Source organism: Pseudodesulfovibrio senegalensis, from assembly GCF_008830225.1.
In the GTDB taxonomy this organism is placed as follows: domain Bacteria; phylum Desulfobacterota; class Desulfovibrionia; order Desulfovibrionales; family Desulfovibrionaceae; genus Pseudodesulfovibrio; species Pseudodesulfovibrio senegalensis.
The window spans coordinates 657,520-675,072 of sequence record NZ_WAIE01000001.1 but is presented as its reverse complement, the minus strand read 5'-3'; the positions used below and the strand labels follow the sequence as shown (position 1 = coordinate 675,072).

Here is a 17,553-nt window from a genome sequence, read left to right as displayed (position 1 = left end):
ACGATCAAACAGGGGCTCAGCCCCTACGCGCGCTCGCCCCAGTAGCGGGCCACCTCATCACTGCGATCCTCCAGCATTTCACGCACGAAGCGAGGCACCAGAAAACTGATGTCGCGGCGTTGCAGCCAACGTTCGCGCAGCATGGCGGCCTTGACGTCCAGCCGGGGAATCTCGATCAGATGCACGGCATGGCCGGAAGGGAAGCGCCAAACACCCTCGTTCTCGGGCACGGCGTCCGGCCAGCGTCCGGCAATGGTTTCCGCAACCTTTTCCGCGGCGGTCCAGCGATTGACCACGGCCAAGGAGGACAGCTCCGGCAGCTCTAGGCCGCGCCGCCAGCTTTCCAGTTCCAGAAACGTGGCCGCACCCATGATGAACACCAGCTCACTTTCGGGCTGTTCCTCGCGGTAACAGGTCAGGGTGTCACAGGTAAACGAAGGCCCGGGACGGCGGTCCTCAATGGGATTGGACCCGAGCCCGGCAACGCCCTCTATGGCTGCTCCGCACAAATCCATTCGCAGATCGAAAGGAAGCAATCCCTCCTCGGTCTTGTGCGGTGGATGCCGGACCGGCACCAACTCCACACGGTCAAGTTCAAGGGCCTCGCGCACTTCGATGGCCATGCGCACATGCCCGATATGCACGGGATTGAAACTGCCGCCCAAAAGACCAATTTTCACCAGACTGCTCCTCGCTCACGCTTCAGGATTCATACTTCTGACGTTGCAGAAAACACTACTACGGAGAGCGTTCGCTGACAACAGCCGCAAAACAAAAGGCCCGCCCGAAACAATCTGTCGGGGCGGGCCTCTCCATCGTGCAGGAATACAAAATTACTCGCGAACCTGCCAGTCGCCCACCAACACGAACTTGGCCGACGTCAACTCGCGTACTCCCATGGGACCGTAGGCGTGCAGCTTGGACGTTGAAATACCGATTTCCGCGCCAAGCCCAAGCTGGCCGCCGTCGTTGAAGCGCGTGGTGGCGTTGGCCACCACCAGCGAGGCATCCACTTCACGAATAAACTGCATGGCCCGGGAATGGTCCTCGGTCAAAATGGCCTCGGTATGATTGGATCCGTGTTCCGCAATGAAATCCATGGCCTCGTCCAGTCCGTCCACCACTTTTACGGCCATGGTCAGGGAGAGGTATTCCATGCCCCAATCCTGTTCCGCGGCCGGTTCGGCCCACTCACCCAAAAGAGGCAGGGACTCGGGGCAGGCCCGGAAAGAGACGCCCTTGGGACCGAGCCTTTCGCCCAGACCGGGCAGGAGTGACCGCGCAACGTCGCGATGCACCAGCAGGCATTCGAGCGCGTTGCAGCCGCTGGGGTACTGCATTTTTGCGTTTTCCACGATGTCGAACGTCTTTGCAACATCGCAGGAGGCATCCGCAAACACGTGACACACTCCCTTGTAGTGCTTGAGCACAGGCATGGACGCCTGCTCGGTGACGGCGCGAATCAAGCCTTCGCCGCCACGCGGGATGACCACGTCGATGTATTCGTCGAGCTTGAGCATTTCCGCCACAGCCTCGCGCGCGGTGGTGGGCGGAACCTGCACGGCATCGCGGGGCAGCCCGGCCTTTTCCAGGGCCTGATGCATGAGTTCGGCCAGAGCCGTGTTGGAATGAAACGCCTCGGACCCGCCGCGCAGGATCGTGGCGTTTCCGGCCTTGAGGCAAAGGATACCCGCGTCCACGGTGGCGTTGGGACGCGATTCGTAAATCATGGCCACCACACCGAGAGGAACGCGCATGCGCCCCACCAACATGCCGTTGGGACGTTTTTTCATGGATTCGATTTCACCCACCGGATCGGACATGGCCGCGACTTCGCGGCAGCCCTGAACCATGGAGGCCAGTACCTTTTCCGTAATTGTCAATCGCTGCACTTTGGCGGCATCGAGCCCCCGCTCCACGGCAGCATCCACATCCTTGCGGTTGGCTTCGGCAATGGTCTGGGCATTGGTTTCCAGCAGGTCCGCCAATGCCTGAAGAGCCTTCTGCTTGTCTGCGCCGGAGGCCTTGGCCAGTTGCCGGGCCGCTACCTTCGCCCGCTTGCCCATGGCCACCATCTGTTCCCGAATATCCATACGATTTCTCCTGAAATACTTTTTTTCGCAACACCATACGTCAACCATCCCTATACCGCGCCCGATCATTTTACGTCAACGAAAGCAATTATTTCGGACCAGAAGCTGCAACGCAAATGATAATTCACAAAAAACCACGCAAAAACGCACCAAATTCAGAAAAACGTCGGCAGGCAAAAATGTTGCCCGCACCATCCGCCTGACAACCCGAAAACAAAAGAAATTTGCCTTTTTTGTCACCACGCTGTTGTACGCAGTGAAAGAGGCTGTCGAAATCCCGGTTTTCAGCCCTCTTTCGGGATTTTGCCTTTGACCTTTTTTACAATTTTGCTTACTATGCACTTTTGCCACGGTGGACAGGCCGCCGCAAAGGGCATTCTATCCGATCTCACCAAGCCGCTATGAAGGAGAGCCTTGCATGGCAGAACACGAACATGACCAACATTCCGTCCTCGACAGCATTGAGCAGGGAATTCCCAACAACATGAAGCCTCTGCTGAAAGCTGCGGAAAAATACAAGAAACACATCACGTTGGCCATTGCGGTCATCCTCGGAGTGACCGTCATATGGAGCGGGGTACGCTGGTACAACGGAAATCAGATCCGCAAGACGCGTGCGGCAATGGGTGAAATCCTGCTGAACGCACAGGGCCAGGAACGGCTGGACAAGGTCGCCGAACTGGCCAAGAACGCGCCCGGAGACATGCGAGCCGCCGTCCTGTTCGAGGCCGCTTCGCTGTCCCTTGAACTGAACCAGTACGACAAGGCCGAGCAATATTATAAGGAACTGGCCGCCAACGCCGACGACGATACTGCCATCATCGCCTCGCTCGGGCAGGCCAAGTCCGCTCTGCTTGCGGGCGACGCCAAGAAAGCGCTGGATATCATCAAGCCGCTTGCCGAATCCGCCCCCAAGCACCTGATCACGCCGATAAACCGCCAACTGGCCCTTGCCGCGGAGCAGGCCGGAGACACGGCCACGGCGATCAAGGCCTATGAAACCCTTGAAGGGGCAGGCGTCATGGACAAACAGTTCGTGGACTACAAGCTCGCACAACTCAAGCAATAACCGTCAGACCATACGTACGGAGAAACAAATGGCCCATCCACTTCTGTCGCCCGAAGGCGGTGCCACCCACCTGCTGCTCGGCAACGAAGCCATAGTCCGGGGCGCGCTGGAAGCCGGCATTCAGGTTGTCACCTGCTACCCCGGAACGCCCTCGTCCGAGGTTCCGGACACATTCTACCGGATATCCCCGGACGGCAAATTCAAATTCGAATACTCGGCCAACGAAAAGGTCGCCCTTGAAGTGGGCGGCGGCGCATCCATGTCCGGCGCCATGACCCTGACCACCATGAAACACGTGGGGGTCAACGTGGCGGCCGACCCGCTGCTGACGCTGGCATACACGGGAACGCCCGGCGGCCTGATGCTGCTTTCGGCCGACGACCCCGGCTGCCACTCCAGCCAGAACGAGCAGGACAACCGCTATTACGGCCGGCTGGCCGGACTGCCGGTATTCGAGCCTGCCACAGCGCAGGAAGCCAAGGATATGGCCCGCGACGGCCTGCTGCTTTCCAAAAAACATGAAACCCCGCTGCTGCTGCGCACCACCACCCGCGTGAACCATCTGCGTGGTCCGGTGGAGTTCGGCCCCATGCCCGACCCGGGCAAGCCCGAAGGTTTCAAGCGCAACCCTTCGAAATTCGTGCCCATTCCGGCCTTTGCCCGCCCCATGCACGAACGCCTTCTGGAGCGGATCGAGGCCCTGCGCGAGGAAGCCGAGAATTCCCCCTACAACACGATCCACGGAACCGGCACCATCGGCATCGCGGCTTCCGGCATCAGCCGGGCCTATCTGGCGGACGCCATCATGGAAACCGGGCTGGCCGACAAATTCAAGATCATGGAACTGGGCTTTGCCCATCCCCTGCCCCGCAACATGGCGCTGGACTTCATGAAGAGCGTGGACAAGGTCATCGTCATCGAAGAGCTTGAGCCGATCCTTGAAAACGACCTGCGCGTGCTGGCCCAGAAGAACGGGCTGGACCTGAGCATCGAAGGCAAGGATCTGCTGCCGCCCAACGGCGAATTCACCGTGACCATGGTGGCCAACGTGCTGCGCGCACAGGTGGGCGAAAAAACCTTTGCCTGCGATTCCTGCATCCCCGCGGAACTGCCCCAGCGTCCGCCGAACCTCTGTGCGGGCTGCCCGCACCGGGCCACCTACTTTGCCGCACGCAAGGTCTTCGGCGACGATGCCGTGTATTCCTCGGACATCGGCTGCTACACCCTGGGCCTTTTGCCGCCCCTGTCCATGGCCGACTTTCTCGTGTGCATGGGATCGTCCATTTCCGCAGGTTGCGGAGCGGCCATGGCCAACGACAAGCCCGTGGTGGCCTTTATCGGCGATTCCACCTTCTTCCATTCCGGACTGACCGGGCTGGCCAGCGCCGTATTCAACAATCACGACGTGCTGCTGGTGATTCTGGACAACCACACTACGGCCATGACAGGCCACCAGCCCCACCCGGGCGTGGAAATGACCATTCTCGGCGAAAACGAAAACCGGCTGGATATTGCCAAGGCCTGCGAAGGCCTCGGCGTGACCAACATCCGCAAGGTCAATCCGCTGAACCAGAAAAAGACGCGCGCCGCTCTCGAGGAACTCAGGGAGATGTCCGGCGTCCGCGTGCTCATCGCCCGCGAACCCTGCCCCCTGCACTCCCGCCGGGTCTACAAGAAGGTCGCCCCCATGGTGGCCTATGTGGCGGATTCGTGCACCGGACGGGCCGAATGTCTGGACACACTCGCCTGTCCGGCCTTCTACAAGGAAGGCGACAAGGCGGCCATCAACCCGATCCTGTGCAACGGCTGCATGCTCTGTCTGCAGGTTTGCAAACACATCAAGTCCAAGAAGAGGGGCAGCTAAATGAGCAATACCAAGCCCATTCGCATAATGCTTACCGGTGTGGGCGGACAGGGAACCCTGACCGCGACCACACTTCTGGCAAAGGCAGTCCTTGCCGAAGGACTGCCCGTGACCTCCGGTGAAATCCACGGCATGGCCCAGCGCGGCGGCGTGGTGGAATCCACGGTGCTCATCGGCTGCAAAAGCCCCAAGATCGGTCTGGGCGAAGCCGACGTACTGCTCGGCTTCGAGCCGCTGGAAACCATGCGCGCCATGCCGTACCTGCGCAAGGACGGGCTGGTGCTTTCCAGCACCGAGTTCCTGCCGCCCCTGTCCGTTGCCATGGGCAAGCAGGAAAACGTGAGCATTGATCAAGTCAAGGAAGTCGTGGCCCAATGTACGGGCAACAGCTTCTACCTCCCCTGCCAAAGCCTCGGGCTCGAAGCAGGTGCGGTACAGGCAGGCAACCTTGCGCTCCTGGGCGCGCTCACCGCTACGGACGCCGTTCCCGTCAGTCCGCAAACCCTGGCCGAGACCATCAAGGCAAATCTTCCGGCCAAAATCGTGGACGTCAACCTCAAGGCCCTTGAATTGGGTGTGGGCGCACTCGAAAACACCTAAAGGACAAGAGAGCAAACATGGCGATTCAAACGCAGGATGCCCCGGACGCGGCATACCTGACGACGCTCAAACAGGTTCAGGAAGAGCTTTCCAAACAGGTGCCTCTGGAGGAAAGCCTCAACCACCTGTTGAAAATTCTGGCGCGGGACATGGGCTATGTCCGGGCGTTCATGGTCATCATGGACCCCAAGACAGAGAACCTCAAACTCTCGCTGACCTACAGCCCGGCAGCAGCCGACGAAGTCACCTATTCCCCCGGGCGCGGCGTCATCGGGCGTGTGTTCGAAGCCGGAGAACCCATCATCGTTCCCCGCATGTCCGACGATCCCGAATTCCTGAACAAGGCTTTCGGAAGGTCCAAGGAAGAGCTGGCCAAGCTCGGTTTCATCTGCGTGCCCATCATCAACCGCAGCAAGATCGGAACCGACATCATCGGCGCTCTGAGCGTCGACGTGCCGCTCATCCCCATGGACGACATGCGCGGCCATGAGAGTTTTCTGGAAGTGGTGGCCGGTTTCATCGCCCATCAGGTGGCACAGTTGCAGGAAGAAATGGCCATGCATAACCATATGCTGGCCCAGGGTGTGGTCACCTCCGGCGCGGAAGCGACGCCCCCTTCCAACTTCGTGGCCGCAAGCAAGGCCATGCGCATGGTTCTCCGTCAGGCACGGCAGGTATCACCCAGCCGCGCAACGGTCCTGCTCCGCGGCGAATCCGGGACAGGCAAGGAACTGCTGGCGGAGTTCATCCACTCGGCAAGCCCGCGTGCAGACAAGCCGCTCATCCGGCTCAACTGCGCGGCCCTGCCCTCCGAACTCATCGAATCCGAACTGTTCGGCCATCAGAAAGGTGCGTTTACCGGAGCATTCCAGACCAAGCGCGGCCTGTTCGAGGTGGCGGACCAGGGAACCCTTTTCCTTGATGAAATAGGCGAGCTTTCGCTGGATGCGCAGGCCAAGGTATTGCGTGCCATTCAGGAAAAGGAAATCCAGCGCGTAGGGTCCGAACAGACCATCACCGTGGACGTGCGGCTCATCTGCGCCACACACCAGCCCCTTGAAGAACTGCTGGAGCAGGGGCTGTTCCGCGAAGACCTGTTCTATCGCATCAACGTCTTCCCGGTATTCATCCCATCGCTCAAGGAACGGCGCGAGGACATCCTGCCGCTGGCCGAGCACTTTCTGGACGATTTCACCCGCGAATACGGAAAGGAAGTCAAGCGCATATCCACTCCGGCCATCGAGCTGCTGACCATGTACCACTGGCCCGGCAACGTCCGCGAACTGCGCAACTGCGTGGAACGTGCCGTACTCGTGTGCGAGGAAGAGGTCATCCGCACCTACCACCTGCCGCCCACGCTGCAGACCGCGGAAAGCTCGGCCACGGGCACCAACCTCTCCTTTGGCGAGGCCGTTGCCAAGTTCGAGCAGGAGCTGCTGGTGGATTCCCTGAAGAAAACGTCCGGCAACATGCTGCAGGCCGCCCGCGATCTGCGCGTTTCCTACCGAATCGTGAACTACAAGGTCAAAAAGTACGGCATCGACGTCAAACGCTTCTCACAGCACAAGTCGGCCCGCCGAAAACGCAAAACCCAACGTACTGAATAAAACACAAGGCCGCCTCCGGGCGGCCTTGTTCGTTCCAGACCCAACAGCTGCATCATTCCACCCGTGCTTTGCTGCCCCAAGTAACAGCAACAGCATTTGTGATCGCAACGAATGAAACGGCCCGTTCAGAATTGCCCTGCCATTTGTTCCCTCACCACAAAATAAGACGCTGCCGCATTACTCTGCAACGTCCCCGCCCCCCCCACAGTTTTTCATCGCATCCACACACACGCCATTGACTCCGGCGAACCAGCTCTTAAATATAATAATTATCATTAGCAAAAAGTGAGGTCTCATGGACAAACACAATCCCCGAACAGCTGCCGCACCATGCACACCCCCAGTGGAGGTGTATTGGTCAATGCTTCTTGGCATGCTCCTGTCACTGTTCGTACTTTTGTCTGCAACCACAGCGGAGGCAAAAAACATGGCCCAAGTTACTGACAATATCGAAACCGCAACCCTTGCGGGCGGCTGCTTCTGGTGTGTGGAGGCGGACTTTCAGAAAATACCCGGCGTGGTCGACGTTATCTCCGGCTATGCGGGCGGAACCGAGCCGGAACCGAGCTACGAACAGGTGGCCGGTGGCAGGACCGGACACAGGGAAGCCGTGCAAATACGCTTTGATCCCTCGCAGGTGGATTATTCGCGCATACTGGGTACGTTCTGGAAACACATCGACCCCACGGATGCGGGCGGATCGTTTGCTGACCGTGGTTTCCAATATACTTCGGCCATTTTCTACCACTCGGACGAGCAGCGCATCGAGGCCGAACGCTCCCGCGCGAAACTTGATGATTCCGGCCGTTTTTCCGGCCCTGTCGTCACGGAAATTCTCCCCTTCACCACATTTTACCCGGCGGAAGGCTATCATCAGGATTTCTCGAAAAAGAATCCGGCACGGTACAATTCCTACCGTCTCCACTCCGGGCGCGAACGTTTCAAGGAACGGCATTGGGGGAAAAAGGCCTGCCCTATCACCCGGCCCGAAACCGGCAAACAGGACGCATATACCACGCCTCCCGACAGCGAACTGAAGGGAAAACTCACTCCGCTGCAATACCGCGTGGTGCGGGAGCAAGGAACCGAACCGCCGTTCGACAACGAATACTGGGACAACCATGAACCGGGCATCTACGTTGACATAGTCTCGGGAGAGCCCTTGTTCAGCTCACGGGACAAATTCGATTCCGGCACGGGCTGGCCCAGCTTCACCCGGCCTCTTGAAAGCGAAAACATCGAGGAACACGAGGACAGGTCGCTCTTTTCCACGCGTACCGAAGTCCGCAGCCGACATGGTGATTCCCACCTCGGCCACGTGTTCGGCGACGGGCCTGCCCCAAGCGGGAGGCGCTATTGCATCAACTCGGCGGCATTGCGTTTCATCCCTGCGGACCAACTCGAAGCAGAGGGCTATGGCCGATACTCGGACCTCTTTGAATGAATTTGAAAGCCTGGGGGCACAGAGGAAGACAAAAGACTTCGCCTCCGGCGGGCAGGGCGCTGCCCTGCGCCCGCAAGGGACGTGTTCCTTGACCCTATTCTGTTTTGCATTCTTCGAATGCAAAACGGGTACGCAAAGGCAGCCTCCTGTGCTGGTTGGCAAAAAACTGCGTCCCGTCCCGTGAAAACAGGGCGGGACGCAGCGTCAAAAAATTCCTTGCCGCCAAAGGCACTACACCCGATACACCTGCGGACCGGACGCACTGTCCTTGACCTGATATCCGGCCGAGGCCAGCTGATCACGCAAATGGTCGGACGCCTCAAAATCCCTGGCCGCCCGCGCCTTCTGACGATCAGCCACCATCTGCTGCACATCTTCGGGCAGCAGCGAGAGCGCCACAGGCAAGCTGTCACGATCCACGATGCCCAAAACATCGTCCACCGACAACAGCTGTTCCAGACAATGGCGGGCAGCCTCGCCGCTCATGCCATTTGCCGTGCACCAGCCGTTGACAAGCTTGATGAACCGGAACAACACGGGCCAGAAACGATGCAATGAGATATCCGCATCCATGGCCTCGGAAAAGCCTGCCTTGAGATCAAAAACAGCCTGACGCACCTCGTCGGGGATGTCGTCGCCCCGGTTGTCCACGGCAAGGCTCAATACGGCCGCACCGTCCTGCACGCGCCGCCAGTTGCGCGCCCACATGGCAACGCTCTCCTCCCCGGCGCACAGGGCCTTGCGATGCGAGGCCGAAAGCAACCAGAATCGCGCAGCCCGGGCATTGCCCGTCTGCGAAAACACAGTATCAAGATTCTGTCCGGACTCAGCCGCCACCTGTGGTCCCACGAGCCATGCCTGCAATTCCCGACCGGCCGCGCTCCAGATGGCGCGCAGGTTTTCCAGATGCGGGAAGCGATGCGACTCGCTGCCCAGAAAAACGTCGATGCGGTCCAAACCGGCCAAAGCCGCAGCCGCATGCTGCAAAAACCACGTGGGCCGCACATTGCCCCACTCGGTTTCCAGAATGTCGCCCCGCTTGAGGTCCATGAGCGTGGCCCTCTTGAGCAAGGTGAAATCCAGGGGGTTGTCCTTGACGTAGGCGTCAAGGTCCACGGTGCGCCCGGCGGAAACCTTGGTCATGTCCTGCGTTCCCAGTTCCCCGTACCGGGCATCGCGAAAAACGTCGAAATACACGCTGCGCAGCTTTTCGTAGGCAAGGCCATGCCCCAGCAACGAGCGGCAGACATCAAGCGCCTTCTGCTGTCCCTGTTCGGCCAGCGGCCAGACCATGCCATCGTCCACGCCCAAAAGCGCGGCCCGCTCCATGATGTGCCCACGGGCCTGTTTCACGAACGCGCTCCTATCCATCCCCGCCTCGCGCGCAGCAGCCAGGGTGCGGTCATCCATGTCCGAAAGGCCGCAGGCAGCCCGTACGTCCGCTCCGCGCGCCCGCAGATCCCGCAGCATCACGTCCAGCAGAACCACCCGCCGCCATGCGTCCAGTGCGGCAGGATTGTCGAGGCTCGGCCCCATGGAATACAGGCCCGCACCGTCCGCACAATCAAGGCAGACCGTGTCACCGGTCACCGTGGTCAGGCACATGCCCTGCGCCTCGTCCACGGCAAACAGCGGAGTGCTGAGATACCGCTCGCCCCCGTCCGGAAAAATCACCACGATCACGCCGCTGTCCATGGTCTCGGCCAACTTGAGGGCCCCGCCCATGGCCGCGCCCGAGCTCATGCCCACGAACAGGCCTTCCTCACGCGCCAGCCTGCGGCAGAGGTCAAAGGCCTCCTCGTCCTCCACGCGCAAAACCTCGTCCAGCGCGGTCTTGTCGTAAATGCCCGGCGGATAGGATTCGTGCATATTCTTGAGACCCTGAATGCGATGCCCCGCATAGGGTTCCACGGCGGCCACGAACACGTCACCCATTTCGTGCAGCCGTTTGGCACACCCCATGGCCGTGCCCGAGGTGCCCAGCGTGCACACGGCGTGGGTCACCGCACCGTTGGTCTGTTCCCATATTTCCATGCCTGTCCCGTTATAATGGGCATCGATGCAGGCCGGATTGTTGTATTGGTCCATGAGCACATATTTTTCCGGCTCTTCCCGCGCCATGCGATAGGCCAGTTCAATGGCCCCGTCCGTGCCCATATGCCCGGGCGTAAGCTCGATTTCCGCGCCATAGGCACGCAGGATCATACGCCGTTCCTCGCTGGCGTTTTCGCTCATGAGCAGCTTGACGCGGTAGCCGCGCACCGCGCAGACCATGGCCAGGCCGATGCCCGTATTGCCGCTGGTGGGTTCAATGACCGTCTTGCCGGGAACCAGCTCGCCCGACTCCTCGGCAGCGCGCACCATGGCCAATGCCACGCGGTCCTTGATGGAACCGCCCGGATTGCAGGATTCCAGCTTGGCCAAAATCTTGACATTCGGATTGGAATTGAGACGCCGTATTTGCACCAGCGGTGTGCCGCCAATGTGGTCAAGAACATGAGAACTCATGGCATTTCCTTGAAATCATGGAACATTTTATTTCTAGCTCGTTCTGCAGACTAGAGCAAAACAGGTTTCTGCGCAACTGGCACGCTCCATGCATTTTGTCAGAAGCATAACTGCAAGCGCAACATGAACCAAAACAGGAAGGACCATGCCATGGCAGGATACCCGTTTCTTGAACCCAACATCGACGTCCTGAAACAGATCGGCCACCCCATCCATCAGTGGCTCTCAACGCAGCAATTCGACCAATCCCGGCTCGAGGAACGCATCTTCGACAACAAGTTCGGGCTTGTTGATTGGAAAATGGACAACGGAAACGGCATGTTCGAAGCCATGCCGCCCTTCAGTTTTTACGAGCAGTGGAAGCCCGAGCCGGAAAAGGCCCGGACCAGCGCTTCCGTCATCATCGGCTGCAATGTGGGCTATGGCCTCAACCACCTGCTCATGAACACTCCGGACTCCCACAAAATCATCGTGGTCGAGCCGCGCCCGGAAATGCTCATGGCCTGCCTCGGCCAGTCCGACTACAAGGCGTTCATCGAAAACAAGAAACTGCATTTCTGCCCGCCCAACGAGGACTACCTGTATCAGGTCATCAAGAATCTGGACCTGCAATACATCTATGGCCGCATCCACATGCGTCTGGACATCCCCAGCCAGCAGCTCGGCCCGGAATACGCAGTCTGGGCACGCAAGACCAAGCATCTGCTGGAAAACTTTTCCGTGGAACTGGCCACCCTGCGCCTGCGCCAGGACATCATGGTGGGCAACGAACTCCAGAACTTCCAACAGGCCATGGACAACGGCAGCCTGATGCCCATGAAGGAACGCGGCACAGGCGTCGCCGCAGTGATCCTCGGGGCCGGGCCTTCTCTTTCCGACCACGCCGAAGCGTTGCGCAAGACCCCGGGCCACGCCCTGTACACCACGGCGTTGCAGACCATGCCGGTCCTGCAAAACCTCGGCATCAAGCCGCACTTCTGCCTGTCCATCGACTACGACTCCAGCATGCTCCGGACATATGACCGACTGGATCCGGAATTCGCGCACGATGTGCCGCTGATCTATTCCACCAAATGCAACCCGGACCTGGTCAAACGCTACCCCGGACCGACCCTGCCCCTGTGGACCATGGGCGGCATGGGAACCTTCGTGATGCAAAAACACGAACTGGTGCTGGACGCGGGCGGCAACGTGAGCCTTTCGCTCTCGCGTCTGCTGCGCTGGATGGGCGTGAGCCACATCGTCTTGGCCGGACAGGACTTTGCATGGCCCAAGGACCGTTCCCACGCCAAGGGACACCACGCGGGCGAACGGAAAATCAAATTCGACCCCAAGCGCCATCAGAAAATCAAGAACGCCCACGGCGAGGAGATCATTTCCACGGTGCAGTACCTGACCTCCAAACGCGAAATGGAGGCCGACATCAAAAAAGCCGAACTGCCGGTATTCAACCTCTATGGCGGCGGCGCCATCATCGAGGGAACCCACATGGTGGACATGAAACAATGCGTCACCAAGGGGCTGCTCGCTTCGGTTCCGGGCAGCGTGGAAAGCTTCATGCAGGAATTGAACAGCTGCTGTCATCCGCGCCAACGCCTGAATCTCGTCCCCCGCAGCCACAAGTGGAGCGTATCGTTCCGCAACGTGGAAAAACGCCTTTCGCGTCTGTTCCGCAAGGTGGGCAAGAATCAGGAGGAAATCCACAAGACCATGGGTGAAGTGGAAAAATTCATCAAACAGGACCCCCTGTACATACCCTACCTGTTCAACGAAACGCTGGACATGGCCGGACTGACCCGCGCCAAACAGCGCTATGAACCGCAGGACCTCGGCGAATACAAGCGCATCATCAAAAAGGTGCTCAAGAAGGTGCGCGAGGTGGACCGCTGCGTATGCGGCGAGAACAAGGAACAGGCAGCCTGATTTTCAGAGGCCGAATCATGGTCCCTGTGTTGCGCGGCCCTGCCGGATTGTCCGGCAGGGCTTTTTTGTGCCCCCCCTTGCGCACAGGCATGAACAACACACTTGAACAACGGAGCGTTTCCTGAAATAACTTCCGCTCATGAGCGACAACAAACCCTACCTCAACGAGCAGGGCGATCTGATCATCCCCTTTGCCTGTTCCGAGCACGAATACAAATACTGGAAAAAGGAAGGCCACAGCCTTGCGGACATCCTCCGCGAACTGGACGCGCCCGAAGACGTCTGGAAACGCTATACATTCGAGCCGCGCAAAAAGGACGAAGCCAAACAGGACTAGCTTGCCCAAACTTTGGTTTCTGCCTACAAAACCTCCATGCGATTTTCCCGCACCACCATAGACTGGCTGTTGGCCTCCCTGCCCCTGCTGGCGACACTGGGCGTTCTGGCGATCTGGTTCCCCCACGAAAAAGCCGTTGCCGAGCACTTTGCCCAACTCAGGCCCCATCATCCGAGTCTGACCGGTCTGTTCCAAATCATCACGGACTGGGGCAACGCGGTCTTTTACGCAGTATACCTGTTCCTGCTGTTCCGCGCGTGGCGCACCAAAGACCGCAAGCTGGCCCGGTTCGTGGGCGTATACATCGTCGCCCAGCTGCTCATCGCGCTGGTTGCCGTTCGCTTTCTCAAATTCACCATAGGCCGCCCCCGCCCCGGCGGAGAGACGCTGTTCCAACCGTTTGCCTCCAGCGGCTCCATGCACTCGCTGCCTTCGGGCCACACCACGGAGATAACGGGCGCGGCCCTGCCGTTTGCCCTGCGCAACCGGCGCTCGCTGCTGTCGCTGGGCATTGGGATGGTCATCGGGCTGGTGGGCTTTTCGCGCATCTATCTCGGCTGGCACCACCCCACAGACGTATTCTTCGGCTGGCTGCTCGGCTCGGTGACCGGGTTCGCCATCAACACCTTTGCACCCAAGGATTGAAATGCCTCACATGGCCGCACGAATTACCGACTCCATATGGAATTTCTGCGAACGGCATCCATGGCTGTTCATGACCGTTGCCGTGATCGCGCAGACGTGGTTCACACTGAACAACCGTGCTCTGTGGTTCTCGGACGAGGTACGCTACGGCAACGCCTACCAGAATCTCGTGCAGCACGGCGACTGGATGGTGCTCTCGCTCAACGGCATGCCCTACCCGGACAAACCGCCCGTGTATTTCTGGTTTTTGTGGCTCATCGACAAACTCACCCCTGCGGACATGCCCACGGTATTCTTCATCGGCGCGGCCCTGTCCGGACTGCTGTTCCTGTTTGCGGCCCACTGGCTGGCGCGCGCCCTCGGGTTTGATCGCAAAACCGCGCTGGCGTCCACGGCCATCCTGCTTTCCACGCTCTTTCTGGCCGCGCTGTTCCATTATTCGCGCATGGACCTGCTCTTCGGCGCCTGCATCACGGCGGCCCACGCATGTTTTTTCCGGGCCTTTGCCGGTGAAACGCAGGGCCGCTGGCCCATTGCCGGGTTTGCGCTGGGCGGGCTGGCAACGCTGATCAAGGGGCCGCTCGGCTTCCTGTTCCCACTGCTGACCGTGCTGCTCTGGCTGCTGTGGCGCGGCAGAATACGCGAATTCTTCTCGCGCCCCATGCTCAAGGGGCTGCTGGTCATGGTCGCGATGCTGGCCCTGTGGATCGCCGGGGTCATGATCGCGCAGGGACCGTCGTTCCTGATCGACACGGTCATCGGCAAGCACGTGGTGCAGCGGGCCACCCACACCTTCCACCACCGCGAACCTCTGCAATACTATTTCATCGCCCTGCCCCTGGCATGGCTGCCATGGACCCTGCTGCCCCTTGCCCTGCCCCTGAAAAAACTGTTCTCGGGCGGGTTCTGGGCATCGGCATTGGCCGAACGCAGTAGCGGCAACGGCAGAAACTCGTTTTTATGGCTCATGTTTCTGGGCATCTTCGCGCTGCTTTCCAGCCTGAGCGGCAAGGTGCTCATCTACATCCTGCCCATGTTCCCGGCCATGGCCATTCTCTCGGCCCACGCCCTGACCACAACGGATGGCCGCCATGCGCGGCGCTTCTGGACCATGGTTGCAGGCTTCCTTGTCATGCTTGGGGCGGGGATCTTCGTTGGTGCGGATTTCGCGCCCCTGCAAACGCCCGTGCGCGGGCTGGCGCTGGGCGCGGCCGTGTTGTGCGGCGGCGGGGCACTGCTCTTTGTGCAACGCAATGCTCCGGCAACGGCCAACCTGCTCTGCCTCGGGCTCGCGGTCATCATCTGGCTGTACCCGGTGGGCCTGCTCACGGCTCCGTCCCTTGACCCGGCCATGAGCCCCAAGGCCGAGGCTCTGCTGATCAAACAGTACGCGGACAAGGGCTATGAACCCATGTCCTACAAGATATACTCCGGCATCTTCACCTACTATGCCGAGCGCAACCTGTTCGAAACCAACCACATGGACGAACTGGAACAGCGCATGGCGCAGGCCGACAAGGTGGTTCTGGCCATCCGCAAACGGCATTGGGACGACTGGAAAAACCGGCCCCAGGACCTGATTCCCATCCATGAACAGATCATTTCCGGGGACACCTACATGCTGGTGGTCAGGAATCGCGTATCAGGGAGTTGACCGCCAGTTCGGCACGGTTTAAAAAATGTGATTTTCAAACCAATTACCAAGCATCAAATATGATCCGTTCACTGTTGTTCAGCCTGTGTCTCATTGCCCTGTCGGCCCTTGGCGGCTGCGGTACGCCCGTGGTGCAGGTGGCGGGCATGGGCATGACCGGGTACGACACGGCCACCATGGCCGACAAATACCTGCCCAAGGAACGCATCGACTTCAACTGCCCGGCGAACCGGGAAGACGCTGTTCTGGAACGCAGGATGGACGAACGGCTGCTGATCAAGGGCTACCCGGAACTGCAACCCTATTCGTTTGACCGCCACGTCTATCTGGTGGGCGAGGTTACGGACAGGGACAACGCGGCCCACGCAACCGAAATAGCCTGCACGGTCAAGGGCGTGGACCGGCTCACCACCCATTTTTTTCCGGCCTCGGAACACTCGGACCCGGCCCGCGACCTGAGCCTGACCCGCGAACTGGCAAAACGCTACCAGCAGTCCGCCACGCTCAAAAACGCGGCCATCCGCGCACGGGTGATCCAGTCCACGGCGCTGGTCATGGGCCTCACCCCGGACCCGCAGGTCAAAAAACTGGCCCTGTCCACGGCCCGCTCCCTGCCGGGCGTGACTTCGGTGGTGGACTACGTCACGATAGCGCCCTAGCATTCCCCCGAATCCACATCGCAGAACACATCCCTGTTCATTTTCCGGTTGCACGATTCCACAATTCGTGGACGCCGTACTCATGCCACATGGTCTTGCGCACACTCAACCGACACGAAATGAACACAGTAAATACAATTATATCAGTAGTATAAAAAAGAAAAGAACACTGTCCACAAACTGATTGCAACAGTGTTCATAACCAAGGGGAAAATTACAGACAGGCGCAGGGCGGCTGTTTCAGGCTTCACTCTGCCCGAAAGAACAGCCGGTTGTCATGCAAGCCGGGCATGGCCGGAAAGCAAATGGCGACACGCCTAATAGAAGGTCAGGTACCAGGCCAGCACCTCGCGGCCCACGAGGATTTGCAGCATGGCCCCGAGACAGAGAAACGGGCCAAAGGGAATGCGGGTGCGCATGCCGCGTGAACCGGGCAGGCGCATATATATGATGCTGGCCATCAAGGCGGTTATGGACGCGCTGAGCACGGTGAACGGCAGGCCCAACGGCCCCACCAGCGCCCCGATGCAGAACAACAGCTTCACGTCGCCGGTACCCAGCCCCTCTTCCTTGCGCACGATGCGGTACACCTGCTGCAACAACCAGAATATGCCGCCGCCAAGAAGAGCGCCCAGAAGCGCGGTCTTGAGCGCGGCCCAGCCGAACAGCCCCTTGATGACCAGAGCCAGCACCGTGCCGCCGATGGTGACCCGGTCCGGCAGAATGTAGATGGCGAAATCAATGAAGCTGCCCACGATGAACAGACCGCCGAAGACCATGAACACCAGCCACGGCAGGGACAATCCCATCTTGAAGGCCAGCGCCGCAGCCCAGGCCATGGAAACGAACTCCACCAGCACATAGCGTGGGCTGATGCGCGCGCCGCAATGGCGGCAGCGGCCGCCGAGCACCCAGTAGCTGATCAGGGGAATGTTCTCGAACCACGAAAGCGTATGGCTGCAGGCCGGGCAAAAGGAACGCCGGGGCTTGTTCATGGGCACTTCGGCAACGTAGCGGTAGATGCACACGTTGTAGAAACTGCCCAGCACAAGACCAATCACCGCGGCCACCGGCACGGCAAAGTACGGCGAAAACTGCAAAACCAGAAGGTTCGAAATATTCATTACCCTTCCCTGCTACTTGAAGAAAC

The 17,553-nt window shown here is 59.7% G+C and carries 14 protein-coding genes; 10 read left to right on the top strand and 4 right to left on the bottom strand.

The window, feature by feature from the left end; all coding sequences use genetic code 11:
* Window positions 1–23: 23 nt before the first annotated feature.
* Together nadD and F8A88_RS03035 are read right to left on the bottom strand one after the other, a co-directional pair.
* Window positions 24–680, bottom strand: a complete 657-nt coding sequence (nadD, locus tag F8A88_RS03040) for a nicotinate (nicotinamide) nucleotide adenylyltransferase (RefSeq protein WP_151149589.1) — start codon at window positions 678–680, stop codon at window positions 24–26.
* A gap of 153 nt (window positions 681–833) precedes the next feature.
* Window positions 834–2,093 carry a glutamate-5-semialdehyde dehydrogenase gene (locus F8A88_RS03035; RefSeq protein ID WP_151149588.1) on the bottom strand — a complete coding sequence of 420 codons (1,260 nt, stop codon included), beginning with the start codon at window positions 2,091–2,093 and terminating at the stop codon, window positions 834–836.
* Window positions 2,094–2,511: 418 nt separating this feature from the next.
* Between F8A88_RS03035 and F8A88_RS03030 the strand changes: the two genes are divergently transcribed.
* From F8A88_RS03030 to msrB, 5 genes are all read left to right on the top strand, one after another.
* Window positions 2,512–3,162 carry a hypothetical protein gene (locus F8A88_RS03030; protein WP_151149587.1) on the top strand — a complete coding sequence of 217 codons (651 nt, stop codon included), beginning with the start codon at window positions 2,512–2,514 and terminating at the stop codon, window positions 3,160–3,162.
* Window positions 3,163–3,190: 28 nt separating this feature from the next.
* Window positions 3,191–5,026, top strand: a complete 1,836-nt coding sequence (iorA, locus tag F8A88_RS03025; RefSeq protein WP_151149586.1) for an indolepyruvate ferredoxin oxidoreductase subunit alpha — start codon at window positions 3,191–3,193, stop codon at window positions 5,024–5,026.
* The gene (locus F8A88_RS03020; RefSeq protein ID WP_151149585.1) at window positions 5,027–5,626 is read left to right on the top strand and encodes an indolepyruvate oxidoreductase subunit beta; all 600 of its coding nucleotides are present in this window, start codon (window positions 5,027–5,029) and stop codon (window positions 5,624–5,626) included. It begins immediately after the preceding gene.
* Window positions 5,627–5,643: 17 nt separating this feature from the next.
* Window positions 5,644–7,233, top strand: coding sequence for a sigma-54-dependent Fis family transcriptional regulator (locus F8A88_RS03015; RefSeq protein ID WP_151149584.1), 1,590 nt, complete (start codon window positions 5,644–5,646; stop codon window positions 7,231–7,233).
* A 427-nt stretch (window positions 7,234–7,660) separates the two neighbouring features.
* On the top strand, window positions 7,661–8,677 hold the full coding sequence (gene msrB / locus F8A88_RS03010; protein ID WP_241667321.1) for a peptide-methionine (R)-S-oxide reductase MsrB: 1,017 nt from the start codon (window positions 7,661–7,663) through the stop codon (window positions 8,675–8,677).
* Between the two features lie 231 nt (window positions 8,678–8,908).
* On the opposite strand, the gene F8A88_RS03005 is transcribed toward msrB, so the two are convergent.
* Complete coding sequence (locus F8A88_RS03005; RefSeq protein WP_151149582.1) at window positions 8,909–11,185, bottom strand: cysteine synthase; 2,277 nt, start codon at window positions 11,183–11,185, stop codon at window positions 8,909–8,911.
* Between the two features lie 123 nt (window positions 11,186–11,308).
* On the opposite strand from F8A88_RS03005, the gene F8A88_RS03000 reads away from it, so the two are divergent.
* The 5 genes from F8A88_RS03000 to F8A88_RS02980 all read left to right on the top strand — a co-directional run bounded on the left by F8A88_RS03000 (window position 11,309) and on the right by F8A88_RS02980 (window position 16,403).
* The gene (locus tag F8A88_RS03000; protein ID WP_241667320.1) at window positions 11,309–13,108 is read left to right on the top strand and encodes a motility associated factor glycosyltransferase family protein; all 1,800 of its coding nucleotides are present in this window, start codon (window positions 11,309–11,311) and stop codon (window positions 13,106–13,108) included.
* Between the two features lie 139 nt (window positions 13,109–13,247).
* Window positions 13,248–13,445, top strand: coding sequence for a hypothetical protein (locus F8A88_RS02995; RefSeq protein ID WP_151149581.1), 198 nt, complete (start codon window positions 13,248–13,250; stop codon window positions 13,443–13,445).
* 36 nt (window positions 13,446–13,481) lie between these two features.
* Window positions 13,482–14,090, top strand: coding sequence for a phosphatase PAP2 family protein (locus F8A88_RS02990; RefSeq protein ID WP_151149580.1), 609 nt, complete (start codon window positions 13,482–13,484; stop codon window positions 14,088–14,090).
* 10 nt (window positions 14,091–14,100) lie between these two features.
* Complete coding sequence (locus tag F8A88_RS02985) at window positions 14,101–15,744, top strand: ArnT family glycosyltransferase (RefSeq protein ID WP_151149579.1); 1,644 nt, start codon at window positions 14,101–14,103, stop codon at window positions 15,742–15,744.
* 59 nt (window positions 15,745–15,803) lie between these two features.
* Entirely contained in the window at window positions 15,804–16,403 is a 600-nt protein-coding gene (locus F8A88_RS02980; protein WP_151149578.1) for a BON domain-containing protein, read from the top strand.
* Window positions 16,404–16,720: 317 nt separating this feature from the next.
* On the opposite strand, the gene F8A88_RS02975 is transcribed toward F8A88_RS02980, so the two are convergent.
* On the bottom strand, window positions 16,721–17,527 hold the full coding sequence (locus F8A88_RS02975; protein ID WP_151149577.1) for a prepilin peptidase: 807 nt from the start codon (window positions 17,525–17,527) through the stop codon (window positions 16,721–16,723).
* Window positions 17,528–17,553 lie beyond the last annotated feature (26 nt).